The sequence below is a fragment of the Roseateles sp. P1_C6 genome (genome assembly GCF_056406315.1).
On record NZ_JBFUAK010000009.1, the window covers coordinates 324,929 to 347,723 of the forward strand.

2 protein-coding genes (1 of these 2 only partly in view) are annotated in these 22,795 nt (G+C 70.2%); both read left to right on the top strand.

The genetic code is table 11. The annotated features are described in order from the left end of the window. Positions 1–21,263, top strand: the end of a protein-coding gene (locus AC1D29_RS21115) for an Ig-like domain-containing protein (protein ID WP_477901066.1). It extends 21,496 nt beyond the left edge of the window; only the last 21,263 of its 42,759 coding nucleotides appear in the window; its start codon lies off the left edge, out of view; the stop codon is at positions 21,261–21,263. Positions 21,264–21,325: 62 nt separating this feature from the next. Beyond that, positions 21,326–22,696 carry a TolC family outer membrane protein gene (locus tag AC1D29_RS21120; protein ID WP_477901068.1) on the top strand — a complete coding sequence of 457 codons (1,371 nt, stop codon included), beginning with the start codon at positions 21,326–21,328 and terminating at the stop codon, positions 22,694–22,696. Positions 22,697–22,795: the final 99 nt, after the last annotated feature.

Sequence of the window (22,795 nt, forward strand, 5' to 3'; positions counted from 1 at the left end):
CCGGCTTCCTGCGCATCACGCCGGGCGACCGCGACCGCGGCGACTACATCGTCACGCTGACCGCCACGGACAACGGCGACGGCGGCGGCGCCTCCGCCGCGCTGTCGGCCTCGACCACCTTCGTCGTCAAGGTGGCCTCAGCCGCCGAGCCGCCGCTGCTCGCCACCATCGGCCCCAAGGTGGCCCTGGTGGGCCAGCCGCTGCAGTTCACCGTCAAGGCCACCGACCTCGACCAGGACGCGCTGACCTTCACCGTCAACGGCAAGCCGGCCAGCGCCACGCTGGTGACCGGCGCGCAATACGGCAGCGCCGTGTTCACCTGGACGCCGACCGCCGCCGACGCAGGCACGACGTCCGTCACCTTCGTCGTCACCGACAGCGCCGGCAACAGCGACGCGCAGACCGTGGCGATCACGGTGCGCAACAGCAACGCCGCGCCCATCCTGCAGCCCATCGGCAACCGCAGCGTCGCCGAAGGCCAGCTGCTGGACCTGCAGTTCGCCGCCACCGACGCCAACGGCGACACGCTGACCTACAGCATCGCCAATGCGCCGCCCGGCGCAGTCTTCGACCCGGTCGCCGGCCGCCTGCGCTGGGCCACCGACTACTTTGCCGCCGGCATCTACCGCGACGTGCTGGTCACCGTCTCTGACGGCGCCACCGGCAGCAGCGAGAAGTTCGACATCACCGTCACGCCGACCAACCAGGCGCCGGTCATCGTCCGCATCCCGCCGCTGGGCACGCAGGAGCAGCGCGTGCTGACCTTCACGCTGACCGGGGCCGACCCGGACGGCGACGTGCTGACCTATGCGCCGCTGGCCGCGCTGCCGCAAGGCGCCGAGTTCGACCGCGCCACCGGCGTGTTCACATGGCAACCCGGCTACGACCAGGCCGGCAGCTACGACCTGCAATTCGCCGTGCGCGACCCGCTGGGCCTGCAGGACGCGATGACCGTGCACGTGGAAGTGGCCGACGTCAACCGCGCGCCGGTGCTGTCGTTCACCCACCACCAGGTGGCGCTGGGCGACACGATGCAGTTCAAGCTGGTCGCCACCGACCTGGACGTCGGCAGCCCGCTGCACTTCACGGCCCGCGGCCTGCCCGACGGCGTGGACTTCAACGCCACCACGGGCCAGATCCTGTGGACCCCCACGGCCGGCCAGGTGGGCGACTTCCTCGCGGTCGTGGGCGTCACCGACGGCATCACCACCGTCGAGCGCGGCCTGGCGCTGCGCGTCACGGCCCAGCCGGCCGGCCCCGTGCCCAGCATCGTGCTGACGCCCAGCTTCCCCGCCGTGCCGGGGCAGCCGGTGGCCATGGACGTGCTGGCCGACGCCTTCTCGGCCGTCGCCTCGCGCACCCTCACGGTCAATGGTGCGCCGCTGGCGCTGGACGCCAACGGCCACGCCGTCTTCACGGCGCCGGCCAGCGGCCTGTACCAGCTGACCGCCACCGCCACCGACCTGGACGGCTACACGGCCAGCAGCACCACGCTGCTGCGCGTGCGCGACCCGCTGGACCACAGCGCACCGGTCGTGTCGCTGGACACGGCCCTGGGCGGTGCCCATGTCACCGCGCCCCTCGCCATCACCGGCAGCATCGTCGACAGCAACCTGGAGGGTTGGACGCTGGCCATCGCCCGCACCGGCATCGACAGCTTCACGACGCTGGCCAGCGGCACCGGCCCCGTCACGGGCGCGCTCGCGACGCTGGACCCGGCCCGCTTTGCGCGCGGCTTCTACCAGCTGCGCCTGACCGCCACCGACATCGCCGGCCGCAGCGCCGAGGTGCGCACCGCGCTGGAGCTGGACGCCGCCAACGACGCCGGCCGCTACACGCGCAGCAGCACCGACTTCACGGCCACGCTGGCCGGCCACACGCTGGACTTCACGCGCCGCTACGACTCCTTCACGGCCGACCAGGCCGGCAGCTTCGGCGCCGGCTGGCGCCTGGCCTGGCGTGACCTGGGCGTCACGGCTGACGTGCCCGCGACGGGCTCCGAGGCCAGCGGCGTCTACAACCCACTGCGCTGGGGCACGCGCGTCTTCGTGGACACGCCGGACGGCGGCCGCGCCGGCTTCAGCTTCCAGCCAGTGGCCGTCGTGGGCCAGGGCTTCACCTATTACGAGCCGCGCTGGGTGGCCGATGCGGGCGTGACCTGGCAGCTGCAGTCCGCCAGCCTGCCGCTGCAGCAGGCCTCCGGCAAGTTCTACTCGCTGGACAACGGCAGCGCCTACAACCCCGCGGCCCTCGCCGGCGAGCGCGCCCAGTACACACTGGTCGGCGCCGACGGCACGCGCTGGGACATCCAGGCCGGCCGGGGCGTCACCGGCATCACCTATGCCGACGGCGTGCACCTGGACGTGAACGGCAGCGGCGTGACCGCCACCGGCGGCGACGGCATCGTCTTCAGCAACGACACGCAGGGCCGGCTGACACGCGTCACGACGCCCGACGGTCGCATGTTCACTTACGCCTACGACGCGCTGGGCAACCTGGTCTCGGCGCGCGACATGGCCGCCGGCACTTCGCAGCGCTACGGCTATGCCGACCCGGCGAGCCACCTGCTGACGCTGGCCACCGCGCCGGGCGGCGGCGGCCAGGCCATCACTTATGGACAGACGGTGAGCGTGCGCACGCTGGACGGCGACCTGGGCGCCGCGCTGGGCTACCTGGCCCACGACACCACCGGCACGCTGGCCGCGGGCGGCCAGGCGCTGTACTCGCTGGCCGTGCGGCCCAGTGAGGTGCAGCTGCCCCAGGGCGGCAGCTTCCTGCTGGGCGTGCGCGTGCAGGCCACCAGTGGCACGCTGGCCCCCGCCCTGCCCGTCATCGAAGGCGCGCAGGCCATCGTCTCCGGCAGCGACGCCGAAGGCAGCTTCGCCATCTTCCGCATCACGGCCGAAGGCCTGAAGACGCTGCATATCGCGGGCATGGCCGGCAGCGGCGCGGGGGACTACAAGCTGCACCTGTTCGCCGCCGGCGACGTCAACGGCGACAGCCGCGTGGACGGCACGGACGCCGCGGCCCTGATGGCCGCGCGCGGCAGCAGCGCTGGCCAGGCGGCCTTCCTGGCCGCGGCCGACATCAACCGCGACGGTCAGGTCAACACCTCCGACGCCCAGTTGCTGTTCGCCAACCTGGGCTTCGCACCCAACCAGGGCCCCAGCATCGGCGCGGGCTCCGGCTTCACGCACGTGGACCTGCTGACGCAGGTGCCGGTTTCTTCCTTCCTCAGCGACCCCGAGGGCGACGCGCTGAGCTTCCGCATCGTCTCGGCCACGCACGGCACGGCCACGCTGTCGGGCGACGGCACGCGGGTGCTGTTCCGCCCCGAGGCCGGCTTTGCCGGCGACGCCAGCTTCACGGTCATCGCCGACGACGGCTTCACGCAGTCCGCGGCCGGCAACATCACCGTGCATGTCAGCGACGCCCCGCTGCTGCACCTGGACTTCCTGCAGCGCAACCCGACCCTGGCGCTGGGCAGCCGCTACCTGCCCGCCGTGGTGGGCGACTTCGCCGACCAGCAGGACGTGGTGCTGGACAGCAGCTACATCACGCTTTCGGTCAGCAACGCCACGACCACCCGCCTGGTGGCCAACCAGGCCATCATTTCCACGGCCCAGGGCTTCTCCACGCTGACCGCCCAGCGCGGCAGCATCGCCACGGCCACGGCCCTGGTGCTGGGCCAGCCCAACCCGTTCGAGAACCTGCAGATCTTCAGCGGCCTGGACGTCTACCCGCATGCCATCACGCTTGTGCCCGGCACCGGCTACAAGCCGCTGACGGTCAAGGTCGAGGGCGGCGACACCGTGACGGCCCAGACCACCTATGTGGCGGGCAACAACCAGGTCGTCAGCGTGGACGCCGCCGGCATGGTGCGCGGCCTGGCCGAGGGCGACACCGAGGTCACCATCGTCTACAACGGTGCCGAGTTCCGCGTGCCCATCCACGTGCGCGCGCCCGACATCGGCAGCACCACCATGGGCGCCCAGGGCGGCGCCGTGGCGACGCCGGACGGCGCCATCCTGACCGTCGCGCCCGACTCGATGGAAGAGCCGCGCACCGTCTCCATCGAGCGGGTGCAGCAGTCCGCCCTGCCGATGCCGGTACCGCAGGACTTCGAGTTCCTGAGCGCCTTCAACATCGACCTGGGCGGCCAGACGCTGGACAACCCGGCGCAGTTCGCCGTCAAGGTGCCCGACAGCGTCGCGGTCGGCACGCGGCTGTACCTGTTCCGTGCCGGCGCCCTGCCGAACGCGCAGGGCGAGATGGAAGGCAAGTGGTTCCAGAATGAGGTCGCCGTCGTCGGCGCCGACCACATCGCCCGCACCAGCTCGCCGCCGTGGCCCGGCGTGCTCAATTCCGGCATCTGGATGCTGGGCAAGCCCAGCGACAACATCAGCCTGGTCCAGGGCACGCTGACGGTGAACGTGCCCGTCGGCATGATCCCCTTCATCGCGGCGCCGGGCGTGGGCGGCATCGCCACCTATGCGCCGACCATCGCGGTCAGCTTCAACGTCAGCCAGCTGCACATCGTCGCCATCCCCGTGCAAGGCTTGCCCATCGTCACGACGGTGGGCGTGCACCTGAACCCGGGTGCCACGACGACCTTCAACGCCGTCGTCAACCAGCCCGTGGCCGCCGTGCCGGCCGCGCCCATCATCCTGTCGCGCGGCTTCGAGTTCCGCAACGTCAACGGCCAGGTGCAGCCGGTGCTGCTGCTGTCGGGCGTGCATTTCGCCAGCGGCCCCGCGGGCACGCTGAGCTCCGCGCTCAAGGTGATGTTCCAGCAGAACGGCGTCACCGAGATCGGCGAGCTCGCCGGCAGTGTGACGACCGATGCCAACGGCATCGAGACCATCGCGGTCAAGGTGCCGCAATCCGTCATCCTGGGCCTGGCCAAGGTCTCGGTGGCGCGCATCGACAAGGTGCCGCAGTGGGACGAGTGCACCGGCACCATCAAGCCGCTGGACCAGGCCTACATCAGCGCGCCCGAGCAGGTGCCCGCACCCGGCAGCTATGTCGTCTCGGCGCTGCGCACGCTGGGCCAGGTGGGCATCTACACCCAGGGCAACCCGGCCGCCGGCAGCCTGGCCGGCCAGACGGCCGCGCTGCAGCTGGTGGCCACCGTGCCGGTGGGCTACTACCCGCGCGACACGGCGCTGACCGCCGACCACACGCGCGCCTACGTCACCGTCTCGGGCAACCCCGACGGCCGCAACGGCCTGGCCCTGGTGGACATGGTCGCCATGCAGCAGGTCAAGATCAAGGATGCGAGCGACCCCGCCAGCACCATCATCAAGCTGCCCGCCGGTGCCCGCCCGTCCTGGGTGACGCTGGACCCGGCCAACCACTACGCCTACATCGCCGAGGAAGACAAGCAGGGTGGCGGCGCGCTGGGACACGGGCTGATCTACGTGGTCGACATCGACCCCAACTCGCCCACCTTCAACCAGTACATCAAGACCATCGACGTCGGCGTGGCGCCCTTCGGCCTGCGCGAGCTGGTCGTCAGCGAAGACGGCAAGCGCCTGTACGTGGCCGCGCCCAACCGCACCGGCTACGAGAAGCCGCTGCTCGCCTTCCAGAAGAGCGCCATCTACGTCATCAACGTCGACGCGGCCGACCGGCCCGCGAGCGCGACGCCCAACCACAACCCCAAGCACTACTGGGAAGTGCTAGGCGCCGTGCCGACCGGCGACGAGACCTATGCGCTGCGCAACTCGGGCGACCCCAACCGCATCCTGTTCACCAACCGCTACTTCGACAACGAGGACGCGGTCAGTTACATCGACGTCAAGGACCTGACTGCCTCGCAGTTCGGCACGGCCCATGCACTGCTGAGCGGTGACGGCCTGACGCTGGGCGGCACCAACAACAGCTTCGACGTCAACAACGCGGGCGACGTCATCGTCATCCCGGCCGATGCGTTCAAGAGCGTGCTGGGCCACTCGCACCCTGAGTACATGCTGGTGGCCGGCTACAACCGCTACCAGCAGGGCATCCCGTCGTCCGACCCCGACTACGCGCTGACTTCGCCCGGCAGCGGCCAGCCCAGCGGCAGCAACATCGGCATCGTGCGCAACGGCGAGCTGCTGGCGGCCACCACGCCCATCCCCATCGGCGTGCTGGACAACATGACGCTGGCCTCGGGCTACAACTACCTGTTCGCGGCCTTCCGCGGCGTGGACGTGGTCATCCCCGACCCCAGCGTGCCTGGCGGCGTGCGCCGCAGCACCGGCGCCGTGATGGCCTACAACCTGGTCAACCTGATCGGCCAGGTCGAGGCCATCTACAACAACAGCAGCCTCACCCCCGCGCAGAAGCTGCGCATGTCGCGCTTCCCCATCGAGCAGCTGACCGACAACGCCGAGCTGCTGCCGCTGCAGGAAGACCTGCAGGGCTACAACACGGCCATCGACATCAAGGCCGACTACCGCGTCATCGGCGCCAGCTTCGCCCGCGGCGAGTACAGCTTCGGCGTGCCCTATGTGATGGACGGCTTCGGCCACTACATCGACGCGCAGAACAACGTGCTGCCCTACTGGCGCGATCCCAAGGGCAACTGGTACATCGTCACCTTCGACGCCAACAACAACATCACCGCCAAGGTGCCCTACACCCAGGGTGTGCCGCCGGGCGTGCAGATCTCGCCCAACGCACCGTTCGCCACCGGTGGCGCCGCGCAAGGCCTGTCCTCGCACCCGACCGAGGTGGCACCCGGCCCGCGCATCGTCAACCAGTTCGACTTCGGCCGCAGCAGCGCGCTGAACGACCGCAACGACATGGGCGTCAAGGACTTGCTGGACGCCATCGTCGGCGACCCGCAGAACTGCCCGCCCGACCAGGTCGGCTCCACGGTTCAGATGGACAGCGGCATCGTCAACGAGACGCATGCGCTGGTGTCCTACCAGTCGCTGGGCCAGACCCAGCAGCTGATGCTGAACTACGACTCGCTGGCCGCCGACCCGAACCAGATCATCAACTTCAGCTTCGAAGGCCTGGCCGCCGAGCTGGACGCCTACCGCCCGCATGCCCGCGCCGACGAGCTCAGCCCGGACGGCAAGCTCATCATGGCGGTGCAGATCACCGCCACCGGCGAGGACGGCAAGAGCGTCACGACGGCCACCCAGTACTGGAAAATCAACCCCGGCCAGGATGTCATCACGGCCGCCATGATGGTGGACTTCAGCAGCCTGGCGGCCGGCAACGTGCACTACACGGTGACGGCCAAGCTGGGCGGCAAGGATCGCATCAGCAACGGCACCCGCCTGAACACCAACGGCATCGACAGCGCCTTCGGCCGCGGCTGGAGCCTGCAAGGCCTGCAGACGCTGAACGTGGACCCCGAAGGCGGCGTCACCGTCACCGACGGCAACGGCAACGCGCAGCACTACAACCACATCGAGACGCCGGAACTGCAGAGCGCCACCTGCGTCACGGGCACGCAGGACATCTACCGCGGCGCCGACGACAACCAGGTCACGCTGAAGAAGAACGCCAACGGCGAGTTCGAGCGCACGCTGGAAGACGGCACGGTCTACACCTACTCCGCGCCGACCAAGGACCCCGCCACTGGCGAGACCCTGCCCGGCCACCTCGTCAAGGTGACCGACCGCTACGGCAACGCCACGAAGTACGACTACGACGCCAAGGGCAACCTGACGCGCATCACCGACCCGGTCGGCCTGAAGACCGAGTTCGGCTACAGCGGCAAGCACGTCACCAGCATCACCGACCCGGCCGGCCGCGTCACCAAGCTGGTCTACAGCGGCGACAACCTGGTCCAGGTCATCGACCCCGACCAGTCCTTCGTCGGCTACGGCTACGACGCGCAGGGCCACCTGACGACGTCCACCAGCAAGCTGGGCGCCACCGACCTGCACATCTACGACGAGGTCAGCGGCCGCCTGATCAAGGTAGAGCGCGCCGACGGCTCGACTACCGAGGTCACGCCCTGGCAGCTCAATGGCCTGACCGACCCGGCGCTGACCATCGACAAGGCCAGCCCGGCCCAGGCGTCGGCGAAGAAGATCGACACCTTCACAGCGACGATGAAGTCCGCCAACGGCAACGTCCGCATCGAGACGATGGACGAGCAGGGCCGCACGCTGCGAGCGCAAGACTCGCTGGGCGAGTACCTGAACCACACGCGCGACGCGGCCGGCAACGTCATCAAGACCGGCAACATCGGCGGCGGCTTCACCGAGTCCACCTACGACAGCCGCGGCAACCGCCTGACGCTGACCGATGCCTACGGCACGACCACGTTCACCTACGACGGCAAGTTCAACCGGCTGACCAGCACGACCGACGCCGCGGGCCACACGACCCACTACCAGATCGACGCCAAGGGCAACAACCTGGGCACGACCTGGGCCGACGGCACGCAGACGCTGTACGCCTACCTGCCCCAGGGCATGCTGGCCACGCAGACCGATGCGATGGGCCGCCAGACCGCGTACTTCTACGACGCCCAGGGCCGGCTGGCCAAGGTCCGCTACCCGGACACCAGCTTCAAGACCTACGAGTACGACCTGGCCGGCAACATCTCGGCCATGGTGGATGAGAACAGCCACCGCACCGAGTACAGCTACGACGCGATGAACCGCGTGGTGGCCACGCGCACGGCCGACCCGGACGGCGGCGGCCCGCTGACGCCGAGCACACGCAGCAGCACCTACGACGCGGCGGGCAACATGCTCACGCAGACGGACGAGCTGGACCAAGTCACGACGATGACCTACGACCAGCTGGGCCGCCTGACCAGCACCGTGGACCGTGAGGGCCACACCACCACCCGCGAATACGACGCCAGCGGCAACCTGAAGAAGCTGACCGACGGTCGTCACAACACGACCGAGTACAGCTACGACTTGCGCAACCGCCTCGTCAAGCAGACCGATGCGCTGCAGGGTGAGAAGACCTACGAGTACCAGCGCGCCAACCTGGTCAGCGCCGTCACCGACGAGGAAGGCCACACCAGCCGCTACACCTACGACGACCGCGGCCGCCTGCTGATCGAGACCGACGCCAACGACAAGAAGACCACCTACACCTACGACGCGGCCAACAACCGCACCAGCAGCACCGACGCGAACAACCAGGTCACCCAGTACCGCTACGACGCGATGAACCGCCTCTTCGAGACCGAAGACGCGCTGCATGGCATCACGGCGGCGGTCTACGACCCGGTCGGCAACCTGATCGCGAGCTTCGACGCGCTGCACCACAAGACCGTCACCGACTTCGACCTGCGTGACCGCCCGGTGCGCCAGACCGACGCCCTGGGCGGCGTGAAGACCTGGGCCTACGACGCGGCCGGCAACCTGATCAAGTCCAGCGACGCGCTGAACCGGGAGACGCTGTACGGCCACGACAACCTGAACCGCCGCATCAGCATCACGCTGCCCGACCCCGACGGCAACGGCCCGCTGCTGCCCTCGGTGACGACGATGGCCTACGACGCGGCCGGCCGGCTGGTCTCCACCACCGACGCGCTGAACCACAAGACGACCTACGCGTACGACGCGATGGGCCGGCTGGTCAAGACCATCGACGCGCTGAACGGCACGACCACGCGCAGCTACGACGAGAACGGCAATGTCGTGAAGCTGGTCGACGCCGTGGGCGCGACCACGGTCAACGTCTACGACAAGCTCAACCGCCTCATCCAGACGACGCTGCCCGACCCCGACGGCACCGATGGCCAGCAGGCCACGCCGGTCCGCAAGTACGGCTACGACAAGGTCGGCAACCTGGTCAAGGTGACCGACGCGCTGAACCACGAGACCACCTACGGCTACGACAACGTGGGCCGCCGCGTGCTGATGACGGACGCGCTGAACGGCGAAACGCGCTGGGAATACGACAACGTCGGCAACCTGAAGTCGCTCACCGACCCGCTGGGCCACAAGACCGCCTATCTGTACGACGCGCTGAACCGCCGCGTCAGCGAAAACCTGCCGGGCTCCGGCGGCTCGCCGGCCTCCAAGACCGAGACGGTCTACGACGCGGTCGGCAACATCGTCGCCATCGTCGATGCGCGCGGCTACGCCACGGCCTACAGCTATGACGACCTGAACCGCCAGATCACGCGCAAGGACGCGCTGAACGGCGTGGCCACCATGGCCTACGACAAGGTGGGCAACCTGGTCGCCTCCACGGACGAGGAAGGCCGCAAGACCAGCTACGCCTACGACAACCAGGACCGCCGCATCCAGGTCACCCAGCCGAACCCGGCTGGGGGCAGCGGCGCAGGCCCCGTCACGACCTACGGCTACGACGCGGCCGGCAACCTGGTCGCCGTCACCGACGCACTCGACCACACCACCGAGTACGAGCACGACGCGCTGAACCGCCAGACCGCCACCCACTTCGCCGACGGCAGCAGCATTGCCAGGACCTACGACGCCGTGGGCCACGTGCTGACCAGCACCAACGAGACCGGTGCCGTGACGACGCGCGCCTACGACCTGCTGGGCCGCCTGGTCACGCTGACCGAAGCCGACCCGGACGGCGGCGGCCCGCTGACCGCGCCGATCACGCGCCTGGCCTACGACGCCGAAGGCAACCTGCTCAGCACCACCGACCCGCGCAACAACACGACGCACTTCACCTACGACGCGTTGAACCGCCGCGCCAACCGCATCGATGCGCTGAACCAGACGTCCACGCTGCATTACGACGCGGCCGGCAACGTCATCGAAAGCATCGACGAGACCGGGCGCAGCACCAAGTTCACCGTCGATGCCCAGGGCCGCGTGCTGAAGATCACCGACGACGACCCCGACGGCGTGAGCGGCCAGCAGGCTGCGCCGGTCACGACCTACACCTACGACGCGATGGGCAACGTGCTCACCGTCACGGACGCGCTCAACCACGTCACCAAGCACGAGTACGACAAGCTGGGCCGCGAGGTCAAGACGACGGACGCCCGCAACGGCGAGTGGACGCTGGCCTACGACAAGGTCGGCAACATCGTCGCCTCCACCGACGCGCTGGGCCGCCAGACCATCAGCGTCTACGACGCGCTGGACCGCGCCATCGAGGTGCACCAGCCCGACCCGGACGGCGGCGGCAGCCTCGCTGCACCGGTCAGCTACCTGACCTACGACGACGTCGGCAACCTGCTGTCCATGACCGACGCCATCGGCGCCGTCACGCGCTACGCCTATGACGAGCGCAACCGCGCCGTGAAGATGACCGACGCGCTGAACGGCGTCATGCTGACCGGCTACGACGCCGCGGGCCGCGTGACGTCCGTGACCGACGCGCTGGGCCGCGTGACGACCACGGCCTACGACCGCCTGGGTCGCGTCATCGGCGTCACCGCCCCCGACCCGGACGGCAGCGGCAGCCAGGTCCCCTCGGTGACCCGCTTCGCCTACGACGCCGCCGGCAACCTGGTGCGCCGCACCGACGCGCTGGACCATGCCACGCAGTACGGCTACGACGCGCTGAACCGCCGCATCGAGGTCATCGACGCGGCCGGCCAGACCGCCACGCTGGCCTACGACGAGGTGGGCCGCCTGACCGTCAGCACCGACGTGCTGCGCAACGCGACGCATTACGCCTACGACAGGCTGGGCCGCCTGCTCACCACCACGCGCCCCGACCCGGACGGCAGCGGCAGCCAGACCGCGCCGGTGACCCGCTACGGCTATGACGCGGTGGGCAACATCCTGTCGGTCACCGACGCGCTGAACGGCATCACGTCCTTCAGCTACGACGAGCTGAACCGCCGCCTGACGACGACGGACGCGCTGAACCAGAGCAGCAGCGTCGCCTACGACGCCGTCGGCAACATGACGCGCAGCACCGACGCTGCCGGCCGCGTGACGCTGCGCAGCTACGACGCGCTGGACCGCCTGGTCAGCATGACGGCGCCCGACCCGGACGGCGCCAACGGCCCGCTGGACTCGCCGGTGATGCAGTACCGCTACGACGCCAACGGCCGCGAGATCGAGCGCATCGATGCGCTGAACCGCAGCAGCTTCACCGAGTACGACAAGCTGGGCCGCACCGTGAGCGTCAAGGACGCGCTGAACGGCGTGACCTCGCTGGCCTATGACGCCGTCGGCAACCTGGTCACCCTGACCGACGCGCTGGGTCGCAAGACCCACTACGCCTACGACGGCATGAACCGCCGCGTCGGCGTGCTGCAGCCGGACCCGGACGGAAACGGCCCGCTGACCGCGCCGGCCAGCGTCGTCACCTACGACGCTGTCGGCAACGTCACCAGCGTCACCGACCCGCTGAACCACACCACGCTGTACGGCTACGACGCGCTGGACCGCAACACCAGCGTGACCGATGCGCTGAACCAGGTCACGCGCAGCGTCTACGACAAGGCCGGCAACCTGGTCGCCAGCATCGACCAGGCCGGCCAGGTCACCACCTATGGCTACGACGCGCTCTACCGCGTCGTCAGCGTCACCCAGCCCGACCCGGACGGCAGCACCGGCGCGCAGGCGGCGCCCGTCACCCGCTTCGGCTACGACGCCAATGGCAACCGCACCAGCGTCACCGATGCGCTGAACCACACGACGACCACCGCCTACGACGCGCTGAATCGCGTCAAGAGCCTGACCGACGCACTGAACGGCGTCACCAGCTTCCAGCGCGACGCCGTCGGCAACGTCACGTCGGCCACGGATGCGCTCAACCGCACGACAAAGTTCGCCTACGACAACCTCGACCGCCTCGTCAGCACCACCGACCCGCTGAACCACGTCACCCGCAGCGACTACGACGCAGTCGGCAACGTCATCGCGACGACCGACCCGCTGAACCAGGTCACGCACTACGCGTACGACGCGCTGAACCGCACCGTCACGGTCACGGACGCGCTCAATGGCGTGACCCGCATGGCCTATGACGCGGTGGGCAACCTGGTCAAGACGACTGACGCGCTGGGCCATGTGCGCACCGACGCCTACGACGACCTGAACCGCCGCATCGCGCACACCGAGCCCGATCCGGACGGCGCCAACGGCCAGGCTGCGGCCGTGACCCGCTGGAGCTTTGATGCGGCCGGCAACCTGCTGACCAGCACCGATCCGCTGAACCAGGTGACCACGCGCAGCTACGACGCGCTGAACCGCCTGCTGACGCAGACCGACCCGCTCAACGGCGTCACCCACTACAGCTACGACAGCCGCGGCAACCTGGCGTCCTTCACCGACGCCAACAACTACCGCACCGACTACGCCTACGACGCGCTGAACCGCCGCGTCGTCGAGATGGACGCCTTCGGCGCCGTCACCAGCCACGTCTATGACGCCGTGGGCAACCTGGTCACGCAGAAGGACCGTCTCAACCGGGTGACCCAGTTCAGCTATGACGCACTGAACCGCCGCACCGGCGAGCAGTGGCTGGACGCCCAGGGCCAGGTCGCGCGCACCGCGACGCGCAGCTATGACGCCGCCAGCCAGCTGACCAGCGTCAGCGACCCCGATGCGACCTACACCTACAGCTACGACCTCGCCGGCCGCCTGCTCAGCCAGGACAACGCCGGCAGCAGCGGCCAGCCGCACGAAGTCATGGTGTACGGCTACGACGACGCCGGCCGCCAGACCAGCGTGGTCCAGCAGGTCAACGGCCAGTCCGTGCTCAGCACCAGCCGCGTCTACGACGCGCTGGGCCGCCTGACCCAGGTCAGCCAGTCCGGCAGCGCCGCCGGCGCCGGTGCGCGCGTCACCATGGGCTATGACGCCATCGGCCAGACGCTGGCCGTGGACCGCTTCGTCGGCGCCAGCACCAGCGCCGCCGTGACGACGCGCTACACCTGGGACGACGCCGGCCGCGTGCTGGAGATCAAGCACGCCAATGCCGGTGGCACGATCAACGACATCGTCCACAGCTGGGACGTGGCCGGCCGCCTGGTCGCCACCACCAGCAGCGACGGCAGCACGCAATACGCCTATGACGCCCGCGGCCAGCTCACCGGCGCGGACTTCAGCTTCCAGCCCGACGAGTCCTTCGGCTATGACGCCAACGGCAACCCCACCAGCGGCGGCGCCACCATCGGCACGTCCAACCGCGTCCTCAGTGACGACCGCTACAGCTACACCTACGACGCCGAGGGCAACCGCCTGACGCGCACCGAGACCAGCACCGGCCTGGTCACCCGCTACACCTGGGACCAGCGCAACCGCCTGGTCAGCGCCATCATCAGCACCGCGCAGGGCGCGGTCGTCCGCAGCGAGGGCTTCCGCTACGACGCCTTCGACCGTCGCATCGCGCATGTGGTTGACGCCGACGGCGACAGCGCCGGCGCTGGCGTCACCCAGCACCTGGTCAACGACGGCAACCAGGTCGCCCTGGTGCTGGACGGCGCCGGCACGGTGCTGCAGTCCTTCATGGTGGGCGACGCCATGGACCAGGTGCTGATGGAGCGCCACGGCGCGACCTTCACCTGGTCGCTGGCCGACCACCTGGGCACGGTGCGCGACGTCACCGACGCGAACGGCAACCTGGTCGACCACCTGCGCTACAACGCCTTCGGCGCCATCACCAGCCAGAGCAACGCCGGCGCGGCGCCGCGCTACAGCTACACCGGCCGCGAGTTCAACGCCGCGCTGGGCCTGTACGACATGCGCGCCCGCTGGTACGACCCGCAAGGCGGCCGCTTCATCAGCGAAGACCCGTCCGGCTTTGCCGGTGGCGACGCCAACCTGTACCGCTACGCCGCCAACGACCCCGTCACGCGCTTCGACCCGACCGGCCTGTCCGCCAGCTTCTGGGACGAGTACCTGAACCCGGCCATCGAGACCGCCAAGGACATGGTCAACCCCGACACCATCGGTCAGGGCATCGTCGGCGGCGGCGTCGCGGTGGGGCACTTCTTCGTGTCCTTCGGCACCGGCCTGGCCGACGTGGCCTGGTTCGCCGGCGACGCGCTGGGCGTGGGCGCCACCGCCCTGGCCGGCAAGCTGCAATCCGACTTCGGCCGCCTCATCGGCGACCAGCAGATGCAGCGCGATGGCGACGCGCTCTACAACGCGGCCGTCGGCCCCATCGTCGACAAGTTCACCCGCCCCTGCGGTGACTTCCTGCAGTCCATCGTCAGCCTGCCCAGCCTGATCTCCCCGTCCAAGGGCCTGACCACCCGGCTCAACGAGTGGGAAGACGGCGTGTTCGACCAGTGGTCGCCCGGTTACCGCAACGCGGCCAAGTCCGCGCGCACCGCGACCGACATCGCCAGCATCTTCCTGGACCCGATGGCCGCCCAGGGCGTGCTGAGCAAGGCCAAGGGCCTGGGCACGCTGGGCGGCAGCATGGAGAAGCTGGGGTCGGCGAGCCGCGCCGAGATGGCCGAACTGCGTCTGCAGCGCGAAGCCGGCCAGTTCAACCGCCTGGCCAACGAGGCCGAGCTGGCCGCCATCCGCAAGGCCGAGGCCTCGGGCCAGAGCATGAGCGAGATGGAGAAGCTCAGCCGTGGCCTGGTGCGCCAGACCGAGGCCGAGGCCAACCTGGCCCGTGCCCAGTCGGCCGCGACCACCGCCATGGGCAAGGCGGACAACGCGACGCGCGCCGCCCAGGACGCGGCCAAGGCCCTGGAAGCCAACCAGGGCCGCGCCCGCCAGCTCATCGACAAGCTGGCCGAGACCCGCATCGTCGACCAGTCCGATCGCGAGGCCAAGGCCGTGCGCAAGGCGCTGGGCATGAAGGAGCCCAAAGCCCTGGAGATGTCCGACACCTGGGTGGACAAGTCCGTCAAGTTCGTCAAGGACAACCTGAAGAAGATCGGCTCCACCAGCGCGATGTCGGAGGCCGAGAAGATCTCCGTCGCGACCGAGATCCAGCGCGCCGCCCGCGAGGGCATGAGCATCGCCAGCGAAGTGGGCGCGGTGCAGGGCAAGCTGCGTGTGGACGTGCGCTCGGCCGACTACCTGACGGCCGTGGGCAACCGCATCGGCTCCAGGCTCGGCCTGGAGGCCAAGCCCGAGAACCTGAAGACCGTGAAGTCCTATTTCGGCATCGTGCCGATGAAGGACAAGATCGCCGCGGAAGGCGGCTACATCAAGTCCTTCTTCAAGTCCGTCATGGGCAACGACGGCGCCAGCGTCGGCGAGAAGGTCCAGAACTGGATGCGCAGCAACTTCTACCGCGGCGACCAGGACATCGCCCGCGCCACGCTGACCTACACGGGCAAGGATGGCCGCCTCATGACCTATTCGCTGAACAACAGCGAGATCCTGGCCATGGGCGACCGCATGAACCTGACGCTGGCGCAGCAGGGCCACACGCCCTCCTTCCTGCACGGCGCCCACACCACCATGGACCCGACCCATGGCGGCTACGTGGACGCGGACACGATCAAGTTCATCGGCGGCCCAGGCACCGTCACGCAGTTCCGCATGGACTACGGCACCGGCCAGCTGCTGCTGCGCGAACGCAACGCGGCGCAGTACCAGAACGTCGTCCAGGGCACGAAGGGCGCGAGCCTGTGGGATGCCAACTGGAAGAACGCCCAGGGCTATGCGGATGCGCGCAACCAGGCGCTGAAATGGACGGACATCTCCGCCAGCAACGCCGGCCACCAGACGGCCCTGCCCGTGCGCAACGTCGTCGAGAACCCGCTGACGGCCACGCGCCTGGCGGAGATCGACCAGGTCCTGGCCAACGCCGACCGCATGCAGAAGGGCATCTTCCTGCGCAGCATGGCCAACGAGGTGGCGACCGGCATGCCCAGCGCCATGCTGTCCCGCACCGGCAACCACTACTACAACCCGACCTGGGTGCAGCAGCAATTCCCGCTGATCGGCGCGAACCGGCCGGACCTGCTCGCGCCGGCGCTGACGATGGGCCCGCGCACGGACGACCAGGTCCGCGCACTGATGCAGGAGATGCAGCAGCGTGGTGTGGTCACGTCCGACATGATCCGCCCCGGCACGCCGCTGCTGGGTGCAACGACCGGCGCCACCGCGCCGGCCGCCACGCTAGACCTGTCATCGGCCCTGGCCATGCTGGACCACGTGCAGGCGCTGTGGCAGGCTCAGCTGGGCCTGACCACGCCGCTGCAGCTGCGCATCAGCTTGGCCGACCTGCCCGCCGGTGAACTGGGCGAGGCCTACATCACGCAGCTGGACGCCAACGGCGTGCCCATCGAAGGCCGGATCGTGCTGGACCTGGACGCGGACGGCCACGGCTGGTTCTTCGACACGACCCCGTTGGACGCCGCCGAGTTCGGCAGTGGCGGCGCAGCCGTCGGTCGCTACGACCTGCTGACCGTGCTGGGCCACGAGGTCGGCCACGCGCTGGGCTTCATGAGCGGCTTCACCGGCTTCGACCGCAACCTGACCCGCCTGGCCGACGGCAGCCACCGCTTCAGCGCCGGCAACTTCGCGGTGACGCTGTCCTCGGACGGCGCCCATCTGGAAGGCGCGGCCACGGCCGGCGACCTGATGGCCAGCCACCTGAACCTGGGCCAGCGTCGCCTGCCGTCAGCGCTGGACGCGCAGATCATCACGGCCGCGCGCGCCGCCGCCACCGGGTCGGGTGCCCTGGTGTCGGTCAACCTCGGCTCGGCCCACGACCTCGGCGCGGCCGGCCTGCTGCCCAACGGCGACTTCGGCAACGCCGTCGCCGGCTCGGCCGGCTTCGGCTGGACCGCCAGCGGCGCCGCCTCGGTGCAGAACGGCCAGGGTGTGCTCGCCGAGACGTCCACCATCGCGTCGCGCTTCACGCAGACCCTCACTGTGGTGCCGACCGGTGCGACGGTGCTGACCTTCACCGTCGTGCAGGCCGCCTTCGACAGCCCCGCCGGCGGCCCGCAGGACGCCTTCGAGGTGGCGCTGATCAACCCGACCACGCACCAGTCGCTGCTGGGCAGCATTGGCCTGAGCAACACCGACGCGGTGCTCAACCTGCAGGCCGACGGCTCGGTCTACCGTGCCTCGGGCGTGCGCTTCTCGACGCTGGACGGCACGCTGCTGGCCGCGCCACCGGCCACCGGCCCCTACCGCGTCAGCATCGCGCTGGGCAATGCCGACCTGTCGCAGGGCGTGTCCGTCTACTTCGACCTGCTGGGCTTCGGCGCCCAGGGCAGCCGCGTCATCATCGACAACGTGCGCTTCGACGACGCGCTGCCGGCCAACGCGCCGCCCGTGGCGCAGGCCGATGCGGTCATCACGGCACAGGACACGCCGCTGACCTTCGACCCGCGCGCCAACGACAGCGACGCCAACGGCGACCCGCTGACGCTGGAGCTCATCGGCAACCCGGCCCACGGCCAGCTGACGCTGCTGCCCGACGGCCGCGTCACCTACACGCCGGCGGCCGGCTTCAGCGGCAGTGACAGCTTCGGCTACCGCGTCAGCGACGGCATCAGCTGGTCCGAGCCGACCACGGTGACCATCACCGTGACGCCGGCCGGCGGCCCCGCCAACGCGGCGCCGGTGGCCAACCCCGACAGCGTCACGACGTCCGCCGGCCAGCAGGTCAGCTTCGACGTGCGCGCCAACGACAGCGACGCCGACGGCGATGCGCTGCAGGTCACGGTGCTCACCGCACCGACCCACGGCAGCGTGTCCCTGCAGCCCGACGGCACGCTGCGCTACACGCCGGTGGCCGGCTATGTCGGCAGCGACAGCTTCAGCTACCAGCTCAACGACGGCCGCGCCAACTCGGCACCGGCCCTGGTCAGCATCACGGTGACGCCGGCGGTCAACCACGCACCGGTCGCCGCCGACGACGCGGCGACCACCACGCAGGGCCAGGCCATCACGCTGGACGTGCTGGCCAACGACCAGGACGCCGACGGCAACGTGCTGGCGGCCAGCATCGACACCGGCCCGTCCCACGGCACGGTGACCGTGGCGGCCGACGGCCGCCTGGTCTACACGCCCGATGCCGGCTTCGTCGGCGCCGACAGCTTCAGCTACATCGCCAGCGACGGCCAGCTCGCGTCGGCCGCGGCCACCGTCACGATCACTGTCCTGGCGCAACCGCCGGTCAACCGCGCACCGGTCGCGGCCAACGACACCGCCACCACCGCGCAAGGCCAGGCCATCGCGCTGGACGTGCTGGCCAACGACCAGGACGCCGACGGCAATGCGCTGACCGCCAGCGTCGCCACCGGCCCGGCGCACGGCACGGTCACGGTCGCGGCCGACGGCCGACTGGTCTACACGCCCGACGCCGGCTACATCGGCAGCGACAGCTTCACCTATGTCGCCAGCGACGGCCAGCTGAGTTCGGCGGCGGCCACCGTCACCATCACCGTGACGGCTTTGCCAGGCAACCACGCGCCGGTCGCCGCCAACGACACGGCCACCACCGCGCAAGGCCAGGCCGTCACGCTGGACGTGCTGGCCAACGACAGCGACGCCGACGGCAACCCGCTGACGGCCAGCGTCGCCAGCGGCCCTGCCCATGGCACGGTGACGGTCGCGGCCGACGGCCGCCTGGTCTACACGCCGGACGCCGGCTTCGTCGGCAGCGACAGTTTCAGCTACGTCACCAGCGACGGCCAGCTGGCCTCGGCCCCGGCCACCGTGACCATCACCGTCACCGCCCAGCCGCCGGCCCCGGTCGCCGTCAATGACAGCCTGACACTGGCCGAGGACGGCAGCCTGCGCTTTGACGTGCGCGCCAACGACCAGGCCGGCCCGGGTCGCAGCCTGACGGTGGAGGTGCTGAGCGCGCCCAGCCACGGCCGGCTGTTGGCCCAGGCCGACGGCAGTTTCAGCTACACGCCGGACGCCGACTTCTTCGGCACCGACAGCTTCAGCTACCGCGTCAACGACGGCAGCGCCAACAGCGGCGCGGCCCAGGTCGCCATCACGGTCACGCCGGTCAATGACGCGCCCGTGCTGCAGGCCGTTGCCGACCAGACCGTGGACGAAGGCGGCCAGATCACCGTCACGCTGCAGGCCAGCGACATCGACGCCACCGGCCCGCTCAGCTACTCGCTGCTGGACGCACCGGCCGGCGCCACCATCGACGCGCAGGGCCGCATCAGCTGGCGCGCGCCGGACGGCGCGCTCGACGCGGTCTTCACGGCCCAGGTGCGCGACGCCGAAGGTGCGACCGCGCAGGCCCGCTTCGTCGTCCACGTCAAGAACGTGGCGCCGACCGTCAGTTTCAGCGGCGCGGCCAGCGTGCAGGCCGGTGACGTCTACACGCTGGGCTTCACGCTGGCCGACCCGGGCCAGGACGGCGTCTCGTCGCTGGCCGTGGACTGGGGCGACGGCCAGGTGCAGGTGTTGGTGCCGGGTGCCACGCAGGCCAGCCACGTCTACCAGGCCGCGCAGGCCGGCGTGCAGATCCGCCTGCTCGTCGTCGACGAGGACGGCAGCTACGCCTTCGACGCGCCGCTGGTCAACGTACTCGCGCTGACGACGCCGCCACCCACCCCGCAGCCGATCACGGTCGGCGGCGGGCTGGACGCGCGCACGGCCATCAACAGCGTCGATGCGCTGCGCGTGGGCATCAACGTGGGCAACGGCGCTCCCACCGACTTCGGCGTGACCAGCCTGTCGCAGTCGGCCCACTGGAACGTGCAGCCGCTGGCCCATGCCGTGCAGGACAGCCTGTCGGCCAGCATGCAGAGCCTGCCGCAGCCGCTGACGCCCGAGGCCATCGCCGCGTTGATCGAGAGGTTCCCGACCGGCGCCGGCGAGCGCCCGGCGCTGTACGTCAGTTCGCTGTTCGCCACCGCCGGCGGCATCCACGTGCGCTTCAACAAGGCGCTGGACCTGCGCGCGCTGGCCCATGGCGCGCCGCTGGCGGCCGGCCTGGTCAGCCGCGACATCGTCGTGCTGCTGAACGGCCGCGAGCTGGCGGGCCGGCTGCTGCTGGACCCCGACGGCGCGGGCTTCCTGTTCGTGCCCGACGGCGGCCAGTTGCCGGACGGCGAGTTCGAGATCCTGCTGCGCACCGACGCAGGCGGCTTCGTCAGCGTCGACGGCGAGGTGCTGGATGGCAACGTCGACGGCCAGCCCGGCAGCCCGTTCAAGGCGCGCATGACGGTCAAGCGCCCGGTGCTGCTGGGCGAGGCCGCGCCGGCTGCCGAACCGGTCCAAGCCGCCGACGGCGTCTGGGCCGCCAGCGGCGGGCTGGGCGGTGCCGCTGTGCTGGCCGTGGGCCGCTGGCGCCGCCGCGACGAGGGCGAGGACGCCCCGGTCCGCCTGCGCCTCGAGCCGGGTCGCGTCGGCACGCCCGCGGCCGGCGCCGACCAGGCCGCCGGCTGGCTGGCTGGCTGGCTGGACCGCCCGGCCAGCCTGGTGAACCGCTGGCGCATCAAACCATGAACGGCGACCGCACCCGCGGTGGCCGCCCCGCTCTTTCATTTCAGATTCCCGAGGACAAGACCATGTTTGAACCCCGCAACCCCGCCGTGACGCAACGCCTGGTCACCCGCGGCCCCCGGCTTGCCGGCGTGGCGCTGGCGGCGGCCGCGATGCTGCTCGGCGCCGGCGCCCAGGCCGACACGCTCAGCGAGATCTATCAGCAGGCCCGTGCGGCCGACCCCGTCTTCGGTGCCGCGCAGGCCACCGCCGCGGCCGGGCGCGAGAAGGAGGCCCAGGGGCGCGCCGGCATCCTGCCCACCGTCACCGCCAGTGCCACGCTGCAGCGCGACGTCGAGCGCAGCAGCGCCGTCGCCAACGGTCAGCGCGTCTATTCCAACCGCCCCTGGAACGTGACGCTGACGCAGCCGCTGATGCGGGTGGCCAACTACCGCGGCTACGAACAGGGCGTGCTGCAGGCCGCGCTGGCCGACCAGCAGCTGCGCCTGGCCGAACAGGAGTTGCTGCTGCGCGTGTCCAAGGCCTATTTCGACGTGCTGCAGGCGCAGGATGCGCTGGCCGCGATGACGGCCCAGCGCGATGCCTTCGCGCAGCAGCTGGCGCAGTCCAAGCGCAGCTTCGACGTGGGCCTGTCCAGCATCACCGACCTGAACGAGGCCCAGGCCCGCAACGACATCGGCACGGCGCAGGAGATCGGCGCGCGCAACGACCTGGAGGTCAAGCGCCGCACGCTGGAGAAGCTCATCGGTCGCGAGCTGCCGCCGCTGGCCACCGTCGACCCCGAGGCCGGCGTCACCGTCGTCAGCGAGACGCAGGGCGGCACCTTGCTGGAACGCGCGCCCATCGACTCGCTGCAGGTCGCTGCCGGCGAGACGGCCGAGCAGGTGGCCAAGCTGGAGATCGAACGCCAGCGCGCCGCCGGCGGCCCCACCATCGACATCGTCGTCAGCGCCTCCGAGCGCTCGTCCACCGCCTACGTGTCGCCCGGCAATGCGCGCGACTACCGCGCCGGCCTGGAGCTGCAGTTCCCCATCTACCAGGGCGGGGCCACGCAGTCGCGCACCCGCGAGGCCGTCGCCAACCTGGAGCGCACCCGCCAGGAGCTGCTGAACGCGCGCGCACAGGCCAAGCTGGACGCGCGCCAGGCCTGGCTGGGCGTGCAGTCCGGCGCGGCGCTGTACACCTCGCTGCGCCAGGCGCTGATCTCGGGCGAGACCCAGGTCAAGTCGACCACGCGCGGCTTCGAGGTTGGCACACGCACCCGGGTGGACGTGCTCAACGCCGAGCAACAGCTCTTTGCGACGCGCAAGGACCTGGCCGCCGCGCGCTACCAGACGCTGATGGCCGGTCTGCAACTCAAGGCCGCCGCCGGCGCGCTGACGGAAGAAGACTTGCGCGGGCTGGACCAGCTGATGCTGCGCACGAGCGCCCCCTGAGAATCCGCCGTTTTTAATACCCAAGACCGCCCCGTGAGCGCGGTCTTCCCTGCCCCGTGGGCGGCCGCTAACCTGCGGCCGGCTCCCACCCAGGATTTC